19 protein-coding genes are annotated in these 22,036 nt (G+C 41.4%); 10 read left to right on the top strand and 9 right to left on the bottom strand.

Annotation, left to right across the window (positions count from 1 at the left end):
* Positions 1 to 46: 46 nt before the first annotated feature.
* The 7 genes from J0656_RS14970 (at position 47) to J0656_RS15000 (ending at position 7,817) form a co-directional block, all read left to right on the top strand.
* The gene (locus J0656_RS14970) at positions 47 to 775 is read left to right on the top strand and encodes a type III pantothenate kinase (RefSeq protein ID WP_207035313.1); all 729 of its coding nucleotides are present in this window, start codon (positions 47 to 49) and stop codon (positions 773 to 775) included.
* Positions 776 to 2,038, top strand: coding sequence for a BamG family beta-barrel-assembly machinery protein (locus J0656_RS14975; protein WP_207035314.1), 1,263 nt, complete (start codon positions 776 to 778; stop codon positions 2,036 to 2,038).
* A 102-nt stretch (positions 2,039 to 2,140) separates the two neighbouring features.
* Positions 2,141 to 3,511 (top strand): hypothetical protein, encoded by a 1,371-nt coding sequence (locus J0656_RS14980; RefSeq protein WP_207035317.1) that lies wholly within the window; start codon positions 2,141 to 2,143, stop codon positions 3,509 to 3,511.
* A gap of 1 nt (position 3,512) precedes the next feature.
* Positions 3,513 to 4,115 carry an LPS export ABC transporter periplasmic protein LptC gene (lptC, locus tag J0656_RS14985; RefSeq protein WP_207035319.1) on the top strand — a complete coding sequence of 201 codons (603 nt, stop codon included), beginning with the start codon at positions 3,513 to 3,515 and terminating at the stop codon, positions 4,113 to 4,115.
* 1 nt (position 4,116) lies between these two features.
* Complete coding sequence (locus J0656_RS14990) at positions 4,117 to 4,320, top strand: hypothetical protein (protein WP_108246960.1); 204 nt, start codon at positions 4,117 to 4,119, stop codon at positions 4,318 to 4,320.
* Between the two features lie 2 nt (positions 4,321 to 4,322).
* Entirely contained in the window at positions 4,323 to 5,612 is a 1,290-nt protein-coding gene (locus tag J0656_RS14995; protein WP_207035321.1) for a hemolysin family protein, read from the top strand.
* 84 nt (positions 5,613 to 5,696) lie between these two features.
* Positions 5,697 to 7,817 (top strand): peptidylprolyl isomerase, encoded by a 2,121-nt coding sequence (locus J0656_RS15000; protein ID WP_207035323.1) that lies wholly within the window; start codon positions 5,697 to 5,699, stop codon positions 7,815 to 7,817.
* Positions 7,818 to 7,876: 59 nt separating this feature from the next.
* Here J0656_RS15000 and J0656_RS15005 read toward each other — a convergent pair whose 3' ends face one another.
* The 3 genes from J0656_RS15005 to J0656_RS15015 form a co-directional block, all read right to left on the bottom strand.
* On the bottom strand, positions 7,877 to 8,485 hold the full coding sequence (locus tag J0656_RS15005) for a hypothetical protein (protein WP_207035325.1): 609 nt from the start codon (positions 8,483 to 8,485) through the stop codon (positions 7,877 to 7,879).
* 100 nt (positions 8,486 to 8,585) lie between these two features.
* Complete coding sequence (locus J0656_RS15010; protein WP_207035327.1) at positions 8,586 to 9,494, bottom strand: GYDIA family GHMP kinase; 909 nt, start codon at positions 9,492 to 9,494, stop codon at positions 8,586 to 8,588.
* Entirely contained in the window at positions 9,494 to 10,810 is a 1,317-nt protein-coding gene (locus tag J0656_RS15015) for a hydroxymethylglutaryl-CoA reductase, degradative (protein WP_207035329.1), read from the bottom strand. The genes J0656_RS15010 and J0656_RS15015 overlap by 1 nt, the downstream gene beginning before the upstream one ends.
* Before the next feature lie 176 nt (positions 10,811 to 10,986).
* Here J0656_RS15015 and J0656_RS15020 point away from each other — a divergent pair, with 176 nt between their 5' ends.
* Positions 10,987 to 13,146 (top strand): S9 family peptidase, encoded by a 2,160-nt coding sequence (locus J0656_RS15020; RefSeq protein WP_207035331.1) that lies wholly within the window; start codon positions 10,987 to 10,989, stop codon positions 13,144 to 13,146.
* 14 nt (positions 13,147 to 13,160) lie between these two features.
* The gene (locus J0656_RS15025) at positions 13,161 to 14,723 is read left to right on the top strand and encodes a peptide MFS transporter (RefSeq protein WP_207035333.1); all 1,563 of its coding nucleotides are present in this window, start codon (positions 13,161 to 13,163) and stop codon (positions 14,721 to 14,723) included.
* Positions 14,724 to 14,867: 144 nt separating this feature from the next.
* On the opposite strand, the gene J0656_RS20195 is transcribed toward J0656_RS15025, so the two are convergent.
* The 6 genes from J0656_RS20195 to surE form a co-directional block, all read right to left on the bottom strand.
* Entirely contained in the window at positions 14,868 to 16,052 is a 1,185-nt protein-coding gene (locus J0656_RS20195) for a ComEC/Rec2 family competence protein (RefSeq protein ID WP_313790201.1), read from the bottom strand.
* Positions 16,053 to 16,085: 33 nt separating this feature from the next.
* Positions 16,086 to 16,712: a ComEC/Rec2 family competence protein gene (locus J0656_RS20200; protein WP_225605391.1), complete on the bottom strand. Its 627-nt coding sequence runs from the start codon at positions 16,710 to 16,712 to the stop codon at positions 16,086 to 16,088.
* Positions 16,713 to 16,731: 19 nt separating this feature from the next.
* The gene (locus J0656_RS15035) at positions 16,732 to 17,289 is read right to left on the bottom strand and encodes a C40 family peptidase (protein ID WP_207035335.1); all 558 of its coding nucleotides are present in this window, start codon (positions 17,287 to 17,289) and stop codon (positions 16,732 to 16,734) included.
* 33 nt (positions 17,290 to 17,322) lie between these two features.
* Positions 17,323 to 18,435 (bottom strand): lipid-A-disaccharide synthase, encoded by a 1,113-nt coding sequence (gene lpxB / locus J0656_RS15040; protein WP_207035336.1) that lies wholly within the window; start codon positions 18,433 to 18,435, stop codon positions 17,323 to 17,325.
* An 84-nt stretch (positions 18,436 to 18,519) separates the two neighbouring features.
* Complete coding sequence (locus J0656_RS15045; RefSeq protein WP_207035338.1) at positions 18,520 to 18,807, bottom strand: hypothetical protein; 288 nt, start codon at positions 18,805 to 18,807, stop codon at positions 18,520 to 18,522.
* Complete coding sequence (gene surE / locus J0656_RS15050; RefSeq protein WP_207035530.1) at positions 18,797 to 19,576, bottom strand: 5'/3'-nucleotidase SurE; 780 nt, start codon at positions 19,574 to 19,576, stop codon at positions 18,797 to 18,799. The genes J0656_RS15045 and surE overlap by 11 nt, the downstream gene beginning before the upstream one ends.
* Before the next feature lie 201 nt (positions 19,577 to 19,777).
* Here surE and J0656_RS15055 point away from each other — a divergent pair, with 201 nt between their 5' ends.
* On the top strand, positions 19,778 to 21,946 hold the full coding sequence (locus J0656_RS15055) for a carboxy terminal-processing peptidase (protein WP_207035340.1): 2,169 nt from the start codon (positions 19,778 to 19,780) through the stop codon (positions 21,944 to 21,946).
* Positions 21,947 to 22,036: the final 90 nt, after the last annotated feature.

Raw genomic sequence — 22,036 nt, forward strand, 5'->3', positions numbered from 1 at the left:
CCCGAAAAAAAGGTTTTGATTTTTTTCAATTAACGACCTTTGTAGCATGAATCTGGTAATCGACATCGGCAATACGTTGATCAAATACGCTGTTTTTGAGAACGGAAGTATCATCTACGACCATAGTTTCGAATCCGTATTGTTCCTTTCCAAAATAAAGGAACTGTTCGAGAAATATCCCCGGATAAACAAGGCCATACTATCCTCCGTAGGTAAATTGGACCGAAAGGAACGGGACGTAGTGGCCCTTTTTTGCAAGGTGCACGTGCTTACCAGCGATTCCAAAATGCCCTTTAAGAACAGTTATGCCACACCGCAGACCTTGGGCGTGGACCGCTTGGCACTTGCTGCCGCCGCTTATTACCAAAACCCCCGTGGCAATACCTTGGTGATAGATGCCGGTACCTGTATCACCTACGATATGGTGAACAATGCAGGCGAATATGTGGGAGGGGCAATTTCTCCCGGCATCCGGATGAGGTACCGCGCCATGCACGAGCAAACCGCCGGTCTTCCCTTGCTGGCCCCCGACGAGCTTTTGGATTTTATCGGCAACAGTACCGAAACGTGCATGCACAGCGGAGTTATAAACGGAGTGTCCCAAGAAGTTGATGGGGTAATCGACCAATATCGCTCTCGTTTTCAAGATTTAACAGTTATTTTAACAGGGGGAGACTCCCATTTTTTTGCCAAAAGGCTAAAAAACACCATATTTGCGAACTCCAAATTTCTCTTGGAAGGACTTAATTGCCTACTGGAATACAATACAAATTGAATGATTAAAAAGATTCTGATTGCTTTTCTCTGCGTGGTTGCACATGGAGCGTTTGCACAAAATGGAACCATTTCGCCATATTCTTACTTTGGAATAGGCGACGATAGGGACAAAGGGGCAGTGGATACCCAGATGATGGGTGGTGTGAGTATGTATGGGGACAGCATCCATATCAACCTTTCAAATCCGGCGGCATATTCCAAACTTAGGTTGACCGCCTATACTGCGGGAATCTCCCACAAAGAGTATCAGCTTAAGAGTTGGAACGAGGAACAGCGAACCTCGGTCACCAATTTGGATTATCTGGCCATTGGCTTTCCATTGGCGAAAAATGTAGGATTTGGTTTCGGGATAATGCCCTATTCCTCGGTAGGCTACAGTTTGAATTCAACTTCGAACTCGGCAAATGGAGAGGTCTCCAACTTTTTTGAAGGTGAAGGAGGGCTCAATCGGTTATATGCTTCCATTGGGTTTGAGCCTATTAAAAATTTGAGTTTTGGGGTTACGGCCAACTTTAATTTTGGAACCTTGGAATATCAAAGGATTCAAAGTGTGGAGGGTGTACAATTCGGTACTTTGGACGATCGCGAATCCAATATAAATGGATACGATTTTAAATATGCCCTTAATTATAACCCGACCATTAAGGACAAATATACCCTTTACACATCGGTACTTATAAATACGCAAGGAAACCTTACTTCGGAAAATACCCAGACATTGGGGTCGTTTTCACTGGTAACCGGAAACAATGTTGAGGTAGTGGATGTGGATTTGGATGCATCCAATCTTAGGAATACAGAGTTGAAAATACCCACTAGAACCACTTTTGGACTCGGTTTTGGAGAAAACAAGAAATGGTTTTTGGGAGCAGAATACAGTTTTCAACAGATGGGTGATTTTGAAAACACCTTCCTAGGACTGGATAATATCGATTATGGTGATGCCAACACCTATGCTTTGGGAGGGTATTGGATTCCTGATTATCGTTCGTTGACCGGGTATTTTAACCGTATTACATATAGGGCCGGTCTTAGGTATGATATGACCGGTATGACCATCAACAATAAAGAGATAAACAACTTTGGCATAACTTTTGGATTAGGTTTACCGTTGGGCGGCGACTTCTCTAACATAAATGTAGGATTTGAATTGGGAAGACGCGGAACAACAGATGCAAACCTTATTGAAGAGAGTTATTTTAAAATTAACCTTGGTTTATCGCTAAATGCTAGATGGTTTGTTAAAACAAAAATAAATTGATAGACCTTTTTTTAAAAATTTGATAAATAACCACCCATATAAGGCCCTGAAAAGGGATTTTTTAATGAAAATTTGTACTTTAACAGCTTTAAAATTAGAAAGATGAAAAAGAGACACTACTTAACAATGATAATGGTCACCATGTTGACGGGATTAAGTATGGCCCAAGCACAGAACCCCGAGTGTATGACCAATCTGTCTATTTACGCAGAACACGTAAAGGTGAAAAACTATGATGCAGCTTACGAGCCATGGAAAATGGTTTACGAAAGTTGCCCGGACATCAACAAGGCAAATTTTTCCTATGGAGAAAGAATCTTGAAAGCAAAGATCGAGAATTCTACCGGAGCAGAAAAAGATGCTTATGTTCAGGATTTATTGTCTTTGTACGATAATAGCCTAAAGTATTTCCCGACCAATTACACCAAAGCAGGTGTAGCCATCGACAAAGCATTGTTGATGTACGAGAACAAAATGGCTTCCGATGAAGAATTGTTCACCATGTTGGACAAAGCCTTCCAAGAAGATCAGGAAAACTTTACAAACCCAAGGGCCTTGTACCTTTATTTCTCCAGCTTGGTAGATTTGCACGATGCTGGTAAAAGGGACCTTCAAGATGTTTTCAATACATACGATGATGTAACTGGTAAGCTTGAAGAAGAAAACAAGAAATTGACCGATATAGTTACAAAATTGTTGCCAAAAGATTCATTGGGCACGTTAACTTCCAAAGAGAAAAGAACTCTTAAGGTGGCCACGGTAAATTCAGAATCTTTCGGTAAAGTAGCTAGTAGTGTAGATTCCAAATTGGGTGCACTTGCCGATTGTGACAACCTTATCCCATTATACGAAAAGAGCTTTGATGAAAAGAAAGATGATGTAAAATGGGTGAAGAGAGCCGTAGGTAGAATGTTCTCCAAAGAATGTACTGACGACCCTATGTTTAGAAAACTTTTCGAAGCCCAGTTGGCTTTGGACCCATCTGCCGATGCATATATGTACGGTGGTGTACTTAAACAAAAGTCCGGAGATATGAACGGTGCACTTGCTGATTTCAACAAAGCAGTGGAATTGGAAACAGATTCTTATAAGAAATCTGAAATCCTTTACAAGATTGCCACTACCGTTAGAAATAGTAGTTCTTCTCAAGCGAGAAGCTATGCGCTAAAAGCTATCGATGCCAACCCTGCAAACGGTAAGGCCTATTTGTTGATCGCTACACTTTACGGAAACAGTGCCAACGCATGTGGAGATACACCGTTTGAAAAGAGAGCTATTTACTGGAAGGCAGCAGCCATGGCAAGAAAAGCAGCAACGGTAGACCCGGCATTGAGTGGTCGTGCAAGCCAACTTGCTGCAAGTTATGATGCCAAAGCACCATCTAAAGAAATGATCTTTAGCTCAGGAAAGGCAGGTCAGACCATTACTTTCAGCTGTTGGGTAGGAGGTAGTGTTGCCGTACCTAATCTATAAGGTGAAACAGAAATCAAAACATATTTTAAAGAGCTTTGCCACGGTATTCACCGTGGCAATCCTTTTTATGTCCTGTGGTGATGGTTACGAAAGGGTGGGCGAAGAAGCGGTTAAGCCTCTATTCCCACAAGGTGTTGCCCAAAACTTCACGTTGACCTATACCGAGACCGTGGAGGCGATGAGTACACAGGACTCGGCCAATTCAAGGGTAGTTGCCGTATTAACAAGTCCATTGTCTGAGGATTTTGATAACCAAGCCTTCAAGTTTCGTACCTTTCCAGAAGGCTTACAGGTGGACTTTTACGATGAAAAAAGTCAAAAAAGTGTTATCCTTGCCGATTATGGTATTGTATATTCACAGACTAATTTGATAGATTTGAGAGGGAATGTCGTAATCAAAAGTCATGATGGGAAAAAGTTGGAGACCGATCAGCTCTATTACGATAGAAAGAACAATTGGATATTTACCGAAGCCGCCTTTACCTATACAAATCCTGAGGACGGAACGATAATGGACGGTGAGGGCATGGACTTTAATAAGGATTTCACCTTTTTTAAAGCTCACAAAACCTATGGGTTAATGACAATAAAAGAAGAAGAATAGGATGATCAAAGTTTTAAGATATACAGAATACCTTTATTTGGCAGTAGCGGCCATTTCCATTTACAAGATTGCAACACTTTGGAGCGTTGATCCAAAGGAAACCTACATATTTATCTTCTTTGCCGTGGTGTCCATAGGCATGTTCATCTTTAGAAGAAGATATCGGAAACGTTTTGAACAGCGAAACAAGGATAATCAACAATAGCATTGGATTCCTCCATAATCATCATCGTTCTTTCTCTGCTGTTTTCGGCATTTTTTTCGGGAATGGAGATAGCCTTCGTTTCCGCCAATAAAATCCATATTGAGATTGAAAAAAAACAGGAAGGCTTCTTGGCCAAGGTACTCACCTTGCTTACCGATAAACCTTCAAAATTTATTGCCACCATGCTTATTGGAAACAATATTGCATTGGTAATTTATGGGCTTTTTATGGGGGATATGCTCATGGAGTGGTTCCAGAGCCTGCTTCCCTCCAATATTCAACTTGTCAATCTACTGTTGACGGACTTTAGCTTATTGTCGCAAACCATTATCTCGACACTCGTTATTTTACTGACGGCCGAGTTTTTGCCAAAAGTATTTTTCCAGATATACGCCAATGTGCTGATCAAGGTGTTCGCGGTGCCGGCCTATTTCTTTTATTTGCTGTTCTCCATCATTTCGTGGTTTGTGATCAAGGTATCCGACTTTATATTAAGGATATTCTTCAAAACAGAAGGGGATGAAGTTCAGCTGTCCTTTACCAAATTGGAATTGGGGGACTACATCACCGAGCAAATGGAGACCGTACAAGAAGAGGACGATGTGGACTCGGAAATTCAGATATTTCAGAATGCACTCCAATTTTCCACGGTAAAGGCGAGGGAGGTAATGGTTCCAAGAACCGAAATTACAGCGGTGGAACTTAACGAAACACCTAAAAACCTGACCAAACTTTTCACGGAAACAGGCTACTCAAAAATTTTGATATTCAAGGATAGCATCGATGAGATTATTGGTTATGTACACTCCTACGAACTGTTCAAAAAACCAAAGACCATTAAAAGTATATTGCTTCCAGTTGAGTTTGTTCCCGAAACCATGCTTATCCAAGATATCTTGAACGTACTGACCAAAAAGCGAAAAAGCATGGCCGTGGTCTTGGACGAATACGGGGGCACCTCCGGTATTTTAACGGTCGAGGACATTATCGAGGAACTTTTTGGGGAAATAGAGGATGAGCACGATTCCACTGACCTACATGAAGAACAGATAGGCGAGAACGAATACAAGTTCTCTGCCCGGATGGAAGTGGATTATATCAATGAAAATTATAAGCTGGAGCTTCCGGAAGGGGAAGAATATGAAACATTGGGAGGGTTGATCGTAAATCAGACAGGAGAAATTCCCGAACAAGATTCAGAAGTGACCGTGGACAACTTTACCTTCAAAATTTTGGAGGTGTCCAACACCAAAATAGACTTAGTGAGTGTGCGCGTTCATACTGAAGATTAATAATTTCCACTCCTTTTTTAGCTTTCCTATTTGAAAAGAAAGTGGTATTTTCGCCCACTGAATTTAAAGAAAACAAGCAGTAAAATGGCAATATTAGAGAATATTAGAAAACGGACAACAGTTCTTATTCTAATTATTGGTTTGGCGTTGTTCGCATTCGTAATATCCGGAGTATTCAGCAGTAATAATTTTGCTGGTGGAAAAGTGGGCTCCTCGGTTGCAGAAGTAAATGGGGAAAATATTCCAATAGAAGAGTTTAGGTCTCAGGTTGAAACGGCATCCAGAAGATACGGACCATCTGTTACCTCCACCCAGTTGGTGAACATGGTATATGATCAAGAAATCAGAAAGGCTATCTTGAACCAACAATTCGAAGATTTGGGCATTGATGTGGAAAGCGACCAAATTGTGGAGTTCGTGAGAACTTCGGGCTATGCACAGATTCCTGATTTTCAGGATGAAAATGGAGTGTTCAACGAGCAAGTCTTTAAAAGTGCCATTGCCGATTGGAAAGCCAACGACCCTTTGCGATACGATGCATGGTTGCAAGATGAAGAGTCTATCATTCAGGCAGCCAAGGAGCGTATGTATTTCAACTTGGTAAAAGGTGGGGTTACTGCTACCCTGACCGAGGGCCAGTTGAACTATGATATGGCAAATGACAAAGTGGATATGCAATACGTTCGTATTCCTTACACGTCTATTCCAGACAGTACCATCGAAGTTTCAAAAAGTGATATCCAGTCATACATCAACGACCACAAAGCTTTGTTCAAACAGGATAAGGCACGTGATATTCGTTTTGTTTATTTTGAAGAAAAGCCATCAGCCGAAGATGAAAACAGTGTTAAGACTGCAATAACTGCTCTCTTGGATGACTCTGTGGAATATTCAGAAGCAAAGGATGCCAACGATACCATTCTTGGATTTAGAAATACTACGGACATGGCCGCTTTCTTGGACAGACATTCCGACGCTAAGTTCGATACCATTTACAAGGCTAAAAAAGACCTCCCATCCGTTGTTGCCGATACATTGATGGCAATGAGTGTTGGGGAAGTATACGGTCCATATAAAGATGGAAATGCTTATAAAGTATCCAAAGTAATGGACAGAAAAGAAAATGGAACTGCAAAAGCAAGTCACATTTTGATTACATGGGAAGGGGCCGAACGTGCCAACCCATCCATTACAAGAACCAAGGAGGAAGCCGAAGCCGAAGCAAAAAGATTATTGGCAGAAGCTAAAAAAGAAGATGTACTCTTTACAACTTTGGCAAGGGAGAATTCAGATGGACCATCAGCTCCACGTGGAGGTGACCTCGGATATTTCCAAGAAGGCATAATGGCAGATGAATTCAATGATTTCTGTTTTGGAAACCCAACCGGAACCATTGGTTTGGTGGAAACACAGTTTGGATACCACGTGATCAAGGTTGATGATAAGCAAGATGTGATACAGGTAGCTACCTTGTCAAGAGAAATTGAGCCATCCGAGGAGACCATAAACACGTTGTTCACCGATGCCACTAAGTATGAAATGGCAGTTATGGATGCAGAACCGGAGAACTTTGGGGATATTGCAAGGGAAAGTAGCTATACCGTTCGTCCAGTGAACAAAATCAAGGAAATGGAAGAGAACCTTCCGGGTCTTGGTTCACAGCGCAGTATTGTACAGTGGGCATTTAACGACGATACCAGTGTTGGCGATATCAAACGCTTTAACGTAAACAATGGTTATGCCGTGGTGCAATTGACGAAGAAATATAAAAAAGGACTTATGGCACCAGAAGATGCTTCGGCAACTGCTTTGCCAGCCATCAGAAAGGAGCGTAAAGCAGAACAGATAATTGCGGCCAATAAAGGTAAAGCAATGGACGCTATAGCTTCGGACAATGGTGTAAGCCTTAGCAATGCATCTGCAGTTACATTGTCCTCGCCAACATTGCCAGGGGCAGGGAGAGAGCCATTTGTTGTTGGAAAGGCCTTTGCCATGGAGAAGGACCAAACTTCTGACTTGCTTGAGGGAAGTACTGGTGTTTACATGATCAAAGTGACCAATAAAACTGAAGCAGCCGATGTGGAGAACTATAGCACCTATGCACAAAATCTACAAACAAGTGCTGCTGCCAGAGTAAATGGGGCAGTGTACAATGCTTTAAAAGATAAGGCAGAAATAGAAGATAAAAGAGCTATATTCTACTAGGATTATTAGCCAAAATGATAATAAAAAAGGCATCCTGATCAGGATGCCTTTTTTATTGCCTATTTACTTTCGTACTCATCCCATTTCATCTTATAACAGATATGGGTGATTTTTCCTTTTGGTCCTACCGTTATTTCAAAACCTTGTTTGGTACGGAAATACGCATCTCGAAGGAAATACCATTTGCCATTTTTAAAAAAGAACTCTCGTTTATCGGGTTTCCAATCGGCAATGGGGTAGATGTAATCCAAAAGTGTTTGAAAATGAGGGGCAGATTCTTCGTTGAGCATAAAGTCTTCACGTATATAACTCCTAAGTTCCGGTAATGGAGTATCGGTTTTTATTCTTTCAAACCGTTTCACCTCTAAACCAGTGTCCACCACAATAAACTCATGAACCTCTTTTTCCTTTTCGCCATATATATTCTTTGTCTCTTGGGTGATATAGAACACATCATGCTTTAGAATATTCTGAACAGATTCCGAGGTGATTTGATTGTAATTTGTGGTACAACTTTTATTGATAAAGTTATCCAGTCTTAGCTCAGTTTCAGTATCATTTTGAGCATCGGCAGGAGCAATGAATATGAATCCTTTCAGAGAGCTCCCAATTGTCTTTTTGTTGATTTTGGCCATATTATCAATAGTTGATGAATATGTATCAAACATAAGGGCAATTGATTGAATTTTAGGGTGCCAATTGACAAACACCCCGTTTGAGTTTACGGATGAGCAAAAATTGGGAAAAAAGGCCTCTTCGGAGGAAAAACTATAGTGACATTTTAGAATAGGAAATCACCGTTTCAAAACCTTTGGACTTGAAATAAGAGCGTGTTTTGTCATCTCCGGTGGCCAAAACAAAATCACCGCCCCAAGCGCCAAGGCTTTTAATCGCCCCAAAATAATCTGGAAAAAGGCGTTGTTTTACAGGTTGAATTTTTAAAACTTTGGAAAGTAGGGCCTCATGTTCCTCCATCAATGTCTCAAAACCGAATAATGTAGAGGCTCCAATCATTCTTCTTGTAATATCTGAAACTTCTTTAACCAGTTGGGGTTTGTCAAACTGTTGTTCCCTGTAATTGGCAATGGCCTCTTTGCTGTTTTGTTTCTGGTTGAGGTGGATAAAAAACAAGTGTTGCTTGAAAATTGGGTCGAAATCAATTTTTTCAACTTGAGGATTGCCATCTTTTAATTGATAGGTCAACGGCGAATTGTATTGGGCGCAAGCAATGTCGTATCCGCTTCCACCAAAAGCATTTTGTAAAAGCTGAAAGGCGTCAACCCGTCCCCATTGGGCAATATTGTTGATAAGAGTTGAGGAAGAACCCAATCCCCAGGATCTTGGAAAAGTAAGATGGGTCTCAATCTGGAAGCCATCGCTATCGGTCGGTAAAAGTGGGTTTTGGGCATTGGCTTCCAAGAGTAAGGATGTCAAGGTCTTGGCTATGGTCTCATCAGAAGTGGAAACTACCCGTAAATCTTTGAGGTCAAACTTCGCGGAGAACCAGATTTTGTCATTTTCATCTAAACTGGTCCATTCCAGAAAACCCGATGTAGTCGGAGTCACATGGAGCGATTGCCCATAACTGGAAGGGATGGCAAAGCCCAAAGCACCATCTAAAACGGCATACTCACCTGATATCAATAACTTACCGTTGCTATAAAATTCCTTCTTCATTACTTCGATTTAATTCGTTCCAAAGCCTCCTTAACCGACGCGTTGGTTACAGTTTCATCTTTAAAATGTTTGACCATTTTCCGTTTTTCTTCTTCTGTGGCCCCCAATTGATTCAACATGTTCAATAAATGCATTTTCATGTGACCTTTTTGAATTCCTGTGGTGACCAAACTACGTACTGCCGCAAAATTTTGGGCCAATCCAGCAACGGCCACAATTTGCATCAATTGCTTTGCTGATGGATTCTGAAGAATTTCCAAAGCCAATTTTACCAACGGGTGCAAGGTGGTCAATCCACCAACGGTTCCAAGAGCGAGGGGAACCTCAATCCAAAACCTGAAAATACCATCTTCAATTTTGGCATGGGACAGGCTTGAATATTGCCCATCTTTGGCGGCATAGGCATGTATCCCGGCTTCCACGGCCCTAAAGTCGTTCCCTGTTGCAAGTACTACGGCATCTATCCCGTTCATAATACCTTTATTGTGCGTAACTGCCCGGTAGGGTTCAACCTTGGCTATATTTACCGCTTGAACAAATTTCTCTGCAAATGCTTCGGCTGGCATATCGGCATTGCCCAAGTCGGCAATTGGACAGCTTACTTCTGCCTTTACCAAACAATCGGGAACATAATTCGATAAGATGCTCATTACCACCTCAATGTTCTTTTCTTCTTCGGAAAAAGCCTCGAATAAAAGAGCCTGCTCTTTTAATGTCTTGGCAAATTGCTCCAAACAGGAATTAATGAAATTCGCCCCCATGGCATCCAAGGTCTCAAAAGTGCAATGGAGTTGGTAATAGCCATCAATTTTATCCGTTAAATCTCTTAACTCGATAGTGTTAATGCCCCCGCCCCGTTTTTCCATGCTCTGGGTGATGGTGGCAACGCTTTTAAGCAATTCTGGTTTGGCCGAAATAAAGAAATTGGAGAGCTTTTCTGTACCACCTTTATATATAAAATGTACCTGGCCAACTTTTTCAGTTCCAATAATCTCAGCCTTAAACCCACCGCGTTCCAACCAAAACTTGGCCGCTTTACTTGCTGCTGCCACCACCGAACTCTCTTCAATGGCCATGGGAATTGCAAAAATTTCTCCGTTGATCTTAAAATTGGGGGCTATGGCAAAGGGCAGATAATAATTGCTTATGGTGTTTTCAATGAACTCATCGTGCAATTTTTGTACCCTTGGGTCCATGTTCCAATATTGCTCCAGCACCTGTTTTGTCCCTTTTGGGTCTTTGGTGCAGTTATTGGCGATCCAATCAATCTTTTGGGTTTTGGTAAGTTTGGAAAATCCTTCAACGGGAGTGTTCATAAAGCTGGGTTAAAGCATTCAAATATACGTATAATGGGAATTTTGCCAGAGATTCTGAAAATTGATGAAAAACGGTTCGAATCAAAGGTTAAAATTTGTTGCAAATGCAACATCAAAATTTATTTTTCCGATAAATATTAGTAAACTTGGGAGTTTTTAATCAATTTTTTCACTTCATGAACAAACAGTCTTTTCTATTCCTATTCTTATTGGGAGTTGTTACTTTTTCTACAGCACAAAAGAAAAAAATAACCCTCGAAGAGATTTTTGGAGGAGAGTTCAGGACAGAATACATGGATGTCCTACGATCCATGAACAATGGTACACAATACACCATATTAAATACATCGCGTTCCCCGCGTTCCAGTAGTCTGGATAAGTACGACTACGAAACTTTGCAAAAAGTGGAGACCATAGTAGCATCATCGGATGCCGTACCATATTTTTCATCCTATAGTTTTAGTGATGATGAATCCCAAGTGCTTTTGGCGACGGAAGTTGAACCTATATTTAGACGTTCCCGTTTAGGGATTTATTATGTGTACGATATAGCATCGAAAGAATTGGTGAAAATATCGGAGGTCAAAATCCAAGAGCCTACCTTGTCACCGGACGGGAGTAAAGTGGCTTATGTTCTCGATAACAATCTATATGTTATGGACTTGGCGGAGCGAACTACCAAGCAGGTCACCACCGATGGAAACAAAGGAACGATTATTAATGGTGTGACCGACTGGGTGTATGAAGAAGAGTTTGGTTTTGTCCGCGCTTTCGAATGGAACAGCGATGGTTCCAAAATTGCCTTTCTCCGATTTGATGAAACAGAGGTTCCCCATTTCTCGATGGATGTTTATGGCACGGAACTTTATCCTTCCCAGCATGAGTTTAAGTACCCAAAAGCAGGTGAAAAGAATTCTATTGTAACATTGCATATGTTTGATGTTGCCTCCGGAGCTATTTCAAATGTGGATTTGGACGGTGCCTACTATATCCCAAGGATCAAATGGATGCACAACCCGGACCATTTGAGTGTTCAGACTATGAACAGGCATCAGAACAACTTGAAACTTTATGATGTAAATGCCAAGGATAATTCTGTAAGCGTTCTATTCGAAGAGACCGATGCAGCTTATGTTGATATTGATGATGACCTAACTTTTTTGGCCGATGATAGCTTTATCTGGACCAGCGAAGCTGATGGCTACAATCATTTATATTTATATGGTCGAGATGGAGAATTGAAAAATCAGATTACCGAAGGGCCTTGGGAAGTGACGAGTTATTACGGTTATGATGAGAAAAACGACCGTATTTTTTATCAGTCGGTTGAAAATGGTTCCATCAATAGGGGAGTTTATAGCATTTCGAGCAAAGGGAAGAAAAAGAAAGAATTGTCTACTGAGGAAGGAACCAATTCAGCAGCCTTTAGTAGTGATTTTACATACTATATCAATACATATTCAAGTGCAACTACGCCTTATCAATTTACCTTGCACAATGCATCCAATGGCAAATTGATAAAGGAAATTAAGGACAACTCGGCATTGGAGAACAAATTGGAAGGGTATCAGATTGCACCAAAGGAGTTTTCTACCATTAATGTAAATGGCTACGACCTTAATATGTATATGATGAAGCCTGCGGATTTCGATCCTAATAAAGAGTACCCGTTGTTTATGTTCCAATATAGTGGGCCAGGTTCGCAACAAGTGGCCAATAGATGGATGGGCACTCGGGACTACTGGCACCAATTATTGGTGTCCGAAGGATATATCGTTGCCTGTGTAGATGGTAGGGGTACAGGATTAAAAGGGCGCGACTTTAAAAAATTGACCCAAAAGGAATTGGGGAAATATGAAGTGGAAGACCAAATCGACGCTGCAAAAAAGTTAAGTGAGCTTTCCTATATCGATGAAGATAGAACCGGAATCTGGGGATGGAGTTATGGAGGGTTTATGTCCACCAACTGTATATTAAAGGGCAATGATACCTTTGAAATGGCCATCGCTGTGGCACCGGTGACCTCATGGCGTTTTTACGATACCATTTACACCGAACGTTACATGCAAACGCCGCAGGAGAACCCAACAGGGTATGACGATAACTCACCTTTCAACTATCCTGAATTGCTAAAAGGAAAATATTTATTGGTGCACGGTTCCGGAGACGACAATGTCCATGTTCAGAATACCATGCGAATGATCGAGGCACTCGTGCAGGCCAACAAACAATTCGATTGGGCCATTTATCCCGATAAAAACCACGGTATTTATGGCGGCAACACAAGCCTGCACCTATATACCAAATTGACCAACTTCGTTAAAGAGAACTTATAATCAAACTATAAAATATGTCAGCAGTAACCAAACCAGCCCACAAAAGAGAATTATTTGGACACCCCGTAGGATTGTACGTATTGTTCTTTACCGAAATGTGGGAGCGATTTTCTTACTATGGAATGCGTGCCCTACTTACCCTGTACATGACTGCGGAAACATTGAAGAATGATCCGCAAAGCGGTCTGGGGTGGACAACTACCGAAGCTTTGGCACTCTATGGCTGGTACACCATGTTGGTTTATGTAATGAGTATACCCGGAGGTTTTTTGGCCGATAGATACCTTGGACAAAAAAAAGCAGTTACCATTGGAGCCATTCTCTTGACCATTGGGCATGGGGTCTTAGCTATAGACTATTTATGGGCCTATTACACCGGTTTGGGCTTTGTAATCCTGGGTGTTGGAATGCTTAAACCCAACATCTCCACCATGGTGGGGGGATTATATAAACAAAATGACATCCGAAGGGATAAAGGTTTTAGTATTTTTTACGTAGGAATCAATCTTGGGTCATTTTTAGCCTCCATCACAGTGGGTATCGTTGCTGCGGTTTATGGATGGCATTATGGTTTTGGCCTAGCCGGAATAGGAATGTTCGTGGGATTGTTGGTATACCTCTACGGGCAACGGTTTTTGGTGCATGTGGGGAACCAGCCAACTTTGGAGGAAAAAGCCTCTGATATAAGTTTGGCACAATTGTTTTCGCAATTGCTTAAATCCCCATTGCAATTGACCATAGTGGGTGTTCTTTTGGCATATTCCATTTATGCAGGATTTACATACGATGGTCCAGATAATTGGGGATATGGGATATTATTTGTTTTCCTGTCGCTCATCACCGGTATGATGATGATGATTTACAAAAACCTGAACGGAAAAGTCGAAAAGGATAGATATGTTGTGCTGCTCATTTCACTTTTGATGGTAATTGTATTTTGGGGATGTTTTGAGCAGATGGGAGGTCTAATGAACTTATATGCCCAAGAAAAAACCAATAGAATGTTCATGGGCTGGGAAGTGCCCGCAGCATGGTTTCAAGCAGCCAATGCCGGATTCATCATCCTTTTTGCCGTAACAGTGGCAAACTTCTGGGCAAGAAGAAAACTGAAAGGCAAGGAAGCCACTTCTTTGTTTAAAATGGCAACAGGGGTTATCATCATGGGAGTGGGATTCGTTTACATGGTTTTTGCCTCCCTGCAATATGAAAGTTCAGGTTCTTCGGCTATGTATTGGTTGGTTTTGACGTATCTTTTCCATACCATTGGAGAGTTGTGTCTTTCCCCAGTATCATTATCATTCTTTACAAAATTGGCACCAGCAAGGTACATGGCCTTGATGATGGGCGTATATTGGGCCGCCACAGGTTTAGGTAACAAAGTTGCGGGAATCGTTGGAGAAAGCTCGGTTCAGGCAGGGGAACTAAAAGTGTTCGGGGGACTATTCATTTTTGCCGTACTGTTCGGGACGTTGGTTTTGTTCCTTTTGAAACCATTGAAGCGATTGACGCACGGTGCTGAAGACAATGAGACTGAAATTACTGCAGAAGATGAGGTTGAAACTATCGAAAGAGGTTAATTTTTCTTCAAACTAAAAACATAACATCCCCTTTCACCCGTATAGTGGAAAGGGATTTCTTTTTTGATGCATGTCGCTTGCCATTTAGCTATCAAACTCGGATAGCTGCTGCCATCTGCAAGTATTATTTTCGGTTGCATGGAATCAATAAGCTTTTGAAGGTTGGGTCAGTAACAGGTAGTCTAATTGCTCTTCCAAAGGAAGAATACCCAAACTATCCATAACAAATAGTTTTTTGTCACCTATTTGGTAACTGTTTCGCAATACAGAGTTGTTCACTTTTTGGATTCGTTCTGCTACCGCATAATCAGTAGAAACAGTACCAATATTATCGCTGTCCGAAGTGATTACGGAAATTGAATCCCCTAGTTGATGCAGTAAAATGGTATTTCTGGTTCGGTGTGCTAATACGATAGTTTCCTTTTGGTGCACTTGGGTTTGATTCCAAATCGTCCAGCTTTGAAAAATAATCAGTCCATCAAAGAATACCAAAGCCGATTTCCGGCGAGGCCGGGATAGGAATAGCACAAGAGCAGTGATGATAAAATATCCCGCTATCATCTGAACGGAATCAAATGGAATGTTTTTGATGATGAAACCTTCCTGCCGAGCGACCCAACCAACTATGGAATTCATAAAATGAATCGCCCAATTGAAACCATCGACCAAAAATTGCGGTAAAAGATTGGTCAAAGCCAATAGGATGACCACGATTCCGAGACCCAAAATCAAACCTAAAAAAGGAATAATGAGTAGGTTGGAAACAAAAAATAGTGCCGGAAACTGATGAAAATAGAACAAACTGATGGGTAAAACTCCCAACTGGGCCGCAATGCTTACCGATAATAATTGCCATATTTTCCGAACAATGAAATTATCGGGAAACCAAAACTTTTGTAGTTTGGGATAAACCCAAACAATGGCAAATACCGCTGCGTAGCTCATTTGAAACCCTACTTGAAACAAGAACAGTGGCTTTACCAATAAAATAAACAATATGGAAAGTGCTATAATGTTAAATGAGTTGGTAGGTCGGTTGAGGTATAGGGAATAGACCACGAAGGAAAACATGGTTACGGCACGTACAATTGAAGGTGAGAGCCCGGCTAAGAAAGCGTAACCCCAAAGTAGCAGAACAATCAAGATAAGCTTGATGGTTTTGCCTTTGGGAAAGCGCTCCAATGGCGATAAAAGAAACTCCAATAAAAGCAGGATGATTCCAACATGGAGGCCGCTTACCGCTAAAATATGAACTGCCCCAGCATTCTTATAGTTGTTATAAGTGATTTCGGAAATATCGTCGCGCTTTCCTAAAATGAGGGTTTGGATTACCCCGAGTTCTTGATGCCCAAAGTTTCTACTTTACAATTTTGAAATAATGTGTTCCCTAAAATTGGATGCCGCTCCAAATAAGGTTGTGCAACTATTTTCCTTCTTGGCAATGGAGGCGTAATTGGTTCTAATTTGATGTTGAATCCCTTGCTTTTCAAGATAGCTTTTGTAGTCGAATTGGTGAAGATTTAATGGTGGCCGTATATTTTCAGGTTTGGAGTAAGTGATAAATTCATCATCAACCTGCAATGGTGTTGAGTTGGAATCGGTAGAGACACTTACAAGCAACTTTGCAGATAATATTTCCGAATCGGCAGCAATAATTTTGGTGATGTATCTGTGGGAGTAGTCATTTGACTTAAGTACTTCCGTCACCTTTAAATTCCAAACTTTTTCCAAATCATCATTGGAGTTAGAGTAATGGGTAGGTATGCCACGGCCCACTGAAATTCCGATAACAAAACTGCCAAGAGAAGTAGTCATGAGGACAATCAACACTTCAAAAAACGGGAACCCTTCACGCTGTTGCCTTTTGCCAAGCAAATAAGCTACTGGTAAAAAAACCAGCATAATTGTGAGGGGGAGAAGTGGAGCTATCTCAAAATTAAAACCAATAACGATGCCCACTATCACCCACAATGTGAGTTTTATGGACACAAAATTAAGTTGGCGCACGTTACAGGATGCGCATAGCCTTTACAAAAGCGCTGTTCCAGTATCCTTCCCGTAATGAGGATACCAATACGCCTCGTGAGGTTGTGGCGTGAATAAATTTAATATCGTCACCGTCGACGTCTACCACTAACCCAACATGATTAATGCGTCGTCCCGTTTTACTGGTCTGAAAGAAGAGCAAATCCCCCTTTTCTACATCGTTTACCCTGATTTTGTTACCTTCCAAGGCCATTTGGTAGGATGATCTGGGAAACATAATGTCGTTCTCTTTTAAGGAAACATAGACCAGGCCAGAGCAGTCCATTCCCTTTTTTGTGGTGCCCCCATACTTGTACCGGGTTCCGGAATAGCTTAATGCAGTGGAGATGATTTCGTTTGCCTTAACATTTTTACGCCCCTCTTTCTTGTTTTCCTTTTTAGGTTCAATTTTAGGGGAAGTGTCTTCGGTGGACCCCTCTACCGAAACGGTTCGGGTCTTGCTGTAGGTGCGTCGTTTTTTGCCGGGGCCGCAAGCGGTAATGGCCAAAAACAACAGTAAGATTATGGTTTTTCGTAACATCCAAGAATAGATTTACATTCTTGGAAGATAAAACTACACATTTTTCACAATTAATCGGGCTGCCATTTCACTGGCTCCTTTTCCACCCAATTTTTCTTTGAGCAATGCATAATCCGACAAAATACGTTCCCGTTCGGTCCCTTCTGCAATTTTGGAAAGCTCGTTCTTCAGGTTGGAAGTGGTCAAGTCGTTCTGTATCAACTCTTTTACAACTTCCCTTTTCATGATAAGATTGACCAAGGAGATATAATCCAAAGTGATGATTCGCTTTGCTATCTGGTAGGAAATCCAATTGCCCTTATAGCAAACTACTTGGGGCACCTCAAACAGCGCTGTTTCCAGTGTGGCCGTTCCACTGGTTACCAATGCGGCATGGGAATGTTTTAAAAGTGTATAGGTTTTGTTGGAGACATATTCCACTTTATCACCTTTTAGAAATGGTGCATAAAATTCATCAGGAAGACTGGGGGCCCCGGCAATTACGAATTGGTAATCGGGAAAATCCTTTTTTACCGAAAGCATGACCTCCAACATTTTTTGTACTTCCTGCTTTCGACTTCCCGGTAACAGGGCAATTATAGGTTTTACGGGATCAAGGTCGTTCTCCTTCCTGAAGGTTTCGTTATCTTGAAGTGGTGTATTTTCAATGGCATCAATAAGAGGGTGGCCCACAAATTGGACCGGATAGCCATGCTTTTTTTCGTAAAACTCTTTTTCAAAAGGGAGTATAACGTACATGTTATCAATATCTCTTTTGATTTTTGATATACGCCCTTCCCTTGAGGCCCAAATTTGGGGAGAAATGTAATAATTGGTTTTGAACCCATTTTGTTTGGCCCACTTGGCGATTCTTAGATTAAAGCCAGAGAAATCAATAAAAATTACCACATCAGGATTAAAATCTTGAATGTCCTTTTTGCAATAGGAAATGTTCTTGAATATGGAGGGAATGTTCATCAAAACCTCCAAAAAGCCCATAAAGGCCATATCCTTGTAATGTTTTGCGAGCTCACCGCCAGCCTGCTGCATCAAATCACCGCCCCAGCAACGAATTTCTGCCGAGGTATCCTCTTTTTTAAGGGCCTTGATCAAGTTGGACCCGTGCAGGTCTCCCGATGCTTCACCAGCAATTATATAGTATTTCATTCTAAAGTGTCAAGTTCAAACAACAGGTTCAATTTAATTTCAAGAAAAACATTCCAGTTTAAATATGTTCTTGTGTTTTAAGTTTTAGGACATCACTTTATATATCATAATAACAAGTGCCGTGACCAATGTTGCCAGCATGACGCCTTTGGCCCTTTGGTCTCTCTTTATTCGCAAAAAACCGAAAAAGGCCACTAAGTTCAATATGGCCCCAAGTGCCAATAAACTGCCAATATGTCCTTGTTCTATGGCTGCATTGAATGTTTCCACTATGCCCAAATCAGAAAAAAGTAGAATGTAGAGCAGTGTTCCAAAAGTATTCGCAATTATTCCGACTATAAATCCTATGATGATCTCTTTGCTACTTTTCATTTAAGTTCCAGTTGTTTATTTGTTGTATGGCGTGGTGTGCGGTAAGGTCGAACTGCGTTGGAACTACTGAAACATAGCCTTGGGCCAATGCCCATTCGTCTGTATCCTCTCCTTTGTCCAAGAGCTCAAATTCTCCCGTAAGCCAATAATAATCTTTACCCGATGGACTTGTACGTTTATCAAATTTCTCTTTCCAATTGCCACGAGCCTGCCTACAGATTTTAATGCCCTTGGGGCCCTTCTCTGTCTTGGGAATATTTACATTTAGGACCGTTCCTTTCGGGATTCCGTTGTCCAGTGCCTCCTCAACTATTTTTTTGACCGAATCCAGGGCTGGCTCAAAGTTTGCGTTCCAAGAATAGTCGCATAACGAAAAGCCGATGGCCGGTATTCCTTCAATGCCCGCTTCTATGGCCGCACTCATGGTGCCGGAATAAATTACGTTGATGGAAGAGTTGGATCCATGATTGATTCCGCTGACGCAGATGTCCGGGGTTCTATCCAGAATTACACGAAGTGCCAACTTTACACAATCGGCAGGTGTGCCGCTGCAGCTATACTCGCTTGGTGCCCCTTCTTTATGGTCCACTATTACCTGCTTGGAAAACAACGTACTATCTACGGTAATGGCATGCCCCATACCACTTTGCGGACTGTCCGGAGCCACGACAACAACATCGCCCAGTTCTTTCATGGTGCGTATCAATGCCCTTAGGCCAGGTGCCGTAATGCCATCGTCATTGGTGACAAGAATCAAGGGTTTTTCCATGTCGGATAATTTAAAGCATAAAAATACGTTTTTCATAAGGATATGGAGCTTTGTCCGTTTAACAAAAAATTAAATCCAGCCATCGGGACTGGCACGGTTTTTTCTGTATCTTAGAGAATTCATACAATTAGAAAAGATGGATGGCGCAATGAAGATTTGACGGTTTGAGGTCAGATAGTTTCGCTCCAGAAAAATGAGATTATGAAAAAGAACTTTATTTTGGCACTATTGGTTATTCTTGTTGCAGTAGCTTCCTGCAGTTTTACCAATAAGTCTTTTGATAACGACGACAAGGATAAATTTTTGTTGGAATTGATTTCCTATGTACTTGAAAAAGGGCACTATGAGCCCAAGGAAGTAAACGATAGCTTCAGTTCCAATGTTTTTGATGACTTTATAGAGGTTATCGACCCTACCAAAAGATATTTTTTGCAAAGTGATATCGACGAATTTGAAAAATATAGGTTCATGATCGATGATGAGATCAGGAACACCGATATTACCTTCTTCAATGTTGTGTACCAACGCTTGATGGTTCGTATGCAAGAGGCAAAGGAAATTTACGGAGATGTCCTTGCCCAGCCTTTTGATTATACTATAGATGAAACCATCGAGATAGATTACGACAAACAAGAGTTCGCTACCAGTAAAAAAGAGCTTAAGGAGCGTTGGAGAAAGCAATTAAAATACAACACCCTTAACGTTTTTGACAATAAGATTGAAAATCAGATAGCTGATTCGGAAGCAGATTTGGACGTCGATGCGGCCTATGCCTTCAACGAAATCCCAGGTTCCATAGATAAGGTCACAACAGAAGAAGAAGCCAGGGAGGTTACAAAAAACACCTTGGATGAATTTTTCGATTTCGTGGACGATTTGGAACGTAAGGATTGGTTTGTTCAGTACTTGAATACCATTGTAGAAGAATTCGACCCTCATACTTTCTATTTTGCCCCAGAAGAAAAAGAGAAGTTCGATATTGGCATGTCCGGTAAGTTTGAAGGAATCGGTGCCAGATTGCAGAAGAAACCAGAAGGAGCAAAGATTGTGGAAATCATTTCCGGGGGACCCGTTTGGAGGGACCAAAGTCTTGAAGTTGGCGATCAAATCCTTAAAGTTGGCCAAGAAGGAGAAGAGCCCATCAATATTGTGGGAATGCGATTGGAAGACGCCATTAAATTGATTAAAGGCCCAGAAGGTACCGTAGTGGACCTTACCGTAAGAAAAGTAGATGGAACTATTGAAACAGTTTCCATCACAAGGGATGTAGTTGAGCTTGAAGAATCCTATGCAAAATCCGCGACAATCGATGCCGGGGAGAATAAATATGGATTGATCAACCTTCCCAAGTTTTATATTGATTTTGAAAATTATGCCGAAAGGAATGCCGCGACCGATGTTGCCAAGGAATTGGAGCGACTCAAAGAGGCAGGTGCGGAAGGAATTATCTTGGATTTGAGGGACAACGGCGGAGGATCCTTGAAAACAGTAGTCGATATGGCAGGACTCTTCATCAAGGACGGACCTATAGTACAGGTGCGTTCCTCCGGTCAGCGCAAGGAAGTCCATGAGGATAAAGACGAAAGAATCCAGTGGGATGGTCCATTGGTGATTTTGGTGAACGAATTATCCGCATCGGCCTCCGAGATATTGGCGGCTGCAATGCAGGACTACAAAAGGGCCGTTATTATCGGAAGCAAACAAACTTTCGGAAAGGGAACCGTCCAAAATATATTTCCTTTGGATGATATAGTGCGAGGGAACGAACATGGAGATTTAGGAGCGATAAAGTTGACTACCCAAAAATTTTACCGTATCAATGGAGGCTCTACCCAATTGGAAGGTGTAAAAAGCGATATTGTAGTTCCAGACAGATATAGTTATATCGATTTGGGCGAGCGAGATCAACAGAACCCATTAGGTTGGGATAAAATTACCGCTGCCGACTACAAAGTATGGGATGGCTATATCGATTTTGAAGATGCCGTTAAAAAGAGCAAGGAACGTATGGCCAAGAATGAGCAGATCAAGCTTATCGAGGAAAATGCCAAATGGCTCAAGGAGCAACAGGATGAAAATGTTATTTCCCTGAACTATGATAAATACGTGAGCAAAGAAGAAGAAGCAAAGAAACGTTCGGAAAAATTCAAAAGCTTAAGGGATTACGATTCCAAATTGTCCTTTAGTTCACTGAACTATGAGAAAGAATTGTTCACCCAAGATTCTGTATTAAGGGAAAAAAGAGATAGATGGCACAAGGATCTAGCTCGTGATATTTACGTGGAAGAGGCCGTAAACGTGCTCAAGGATCTTCATAAGAACAATATCAAGAAAAAAGACGGCGAATTGGCCAGTGTTAACAAAGGCTAAGATTGTCCAATGAAATATAAAAAAGCCAACTCCTCGGAGTTGGCTTTTTTTGTTGTGGCCAGTTGACATAAATAGAAAAATATGATCAAA

Origin of the sequence: Flagellimonas aurea, from assembly GCF_017313785.1 — a bacterium.
GTDB classification, from domain to species: Bacteria; Bacteroidota; Bacteroidia; order Flavobacteriales; family Flavobacteriaceae; genus Flagellimonas; species Flagellimonas aurea.

Coding starts and splice junctions, on each gene's coding strand:
- J0656_RS15000 (WP_207035323.1), top strand. CDS start 5,697: ATGGCAATATTAGAGAATATTAGAAAACGGACAACAGTTCTTATTCTA.
- J0656_RS15020 (WP_207035331.1), top strand. CDS start 10,987: ATGAACAAACAGTCTTTTCTATTCCTATTCTTATTGGGAGTTGTTACT.
- J0656_RS15025 (WP_207035333.1), top strand. CDS start 13,161: ATGTCAGCAGTAACCAAACCAGCCCACAAAAGAGAATTATTTGGACAC.
- J0656_RS15005 (WP_207035325.1), bottom strand. CDS start 8,485: ATGTTTGATACATATTCATCAACTATTGATAATATGGCCAAAATCAAC.
- J0656_RS15035 (WP_207035335.1), bottom strand. CDS start 17,289: ATGTTACGAAAAACCATAATCTTACTGTTGTTTTTGGCCATTACCGCT.
- surE (WP_207035530.1), bottom strand. CDS start 19,576: ATGGAAAAACCCTTGATTCTTGTCACCAATGACGATGGCATTACGGCA.
- J0656_RS15055 (WP_207035340.1), top strand. CDS start 19,778: ATGAAAAAGAACTTTATTTTGGCACTATTGGTTATTCTTGTTGCAGTA.
- J0656_RS14975 (WP_207035314.1), top strand. CDS start 776: ATGATTAAAAAGATTCTGATTGCTTTTCTCTGCGTGGTTGCACATGGA.
- J0656_RS14970 (WP_207035313.1), top strand. CDS start 47: ATGAATCTGGTAATCGACATCGGCAATACGTTGATCAAATACGCTGTT.
- J0656_RS14980 (WP_207035317.1), top strand. CDS start 2,141: ATGAAAAAGAGACACTACTTAACAATGATAATGGTCACCATGTTGACG.
- lpxB (WP_207035336.1), bottom strand. CDS start 18,435: ATGAAATACTATATAATTGCTGGTGAAGCATCGGGAGACCTGCACGGG.
- J0656_RS15015 (WP_207035329.1), bottom strand. CDS start 10,810: ATGAACACTCCCGTTGAAGGATTTTCCAAACTTACCAAAACCCAAAAG.
- J0656_RS15045 (WP_207035338.1), bottom strand. CDS start 18,807: ATGAAAAGTAGCAAAGAGATCATCATAGGATTTATAGTCGGAATAATT.
- J0656_RS14990 (WP_108246960.1), top strand. CDS start 4,117: ATGATCAAAGTTTTAAGATATACAGAATACCTTTATTTGGCAGTAGCG.
- J0656_RS15010 (WP_207035327.1), bottom strand. CDS start 9,494: ATGAAGAAGGAATTTTATAGCAACGGTAAGTTATTGATATCAGGTGAG.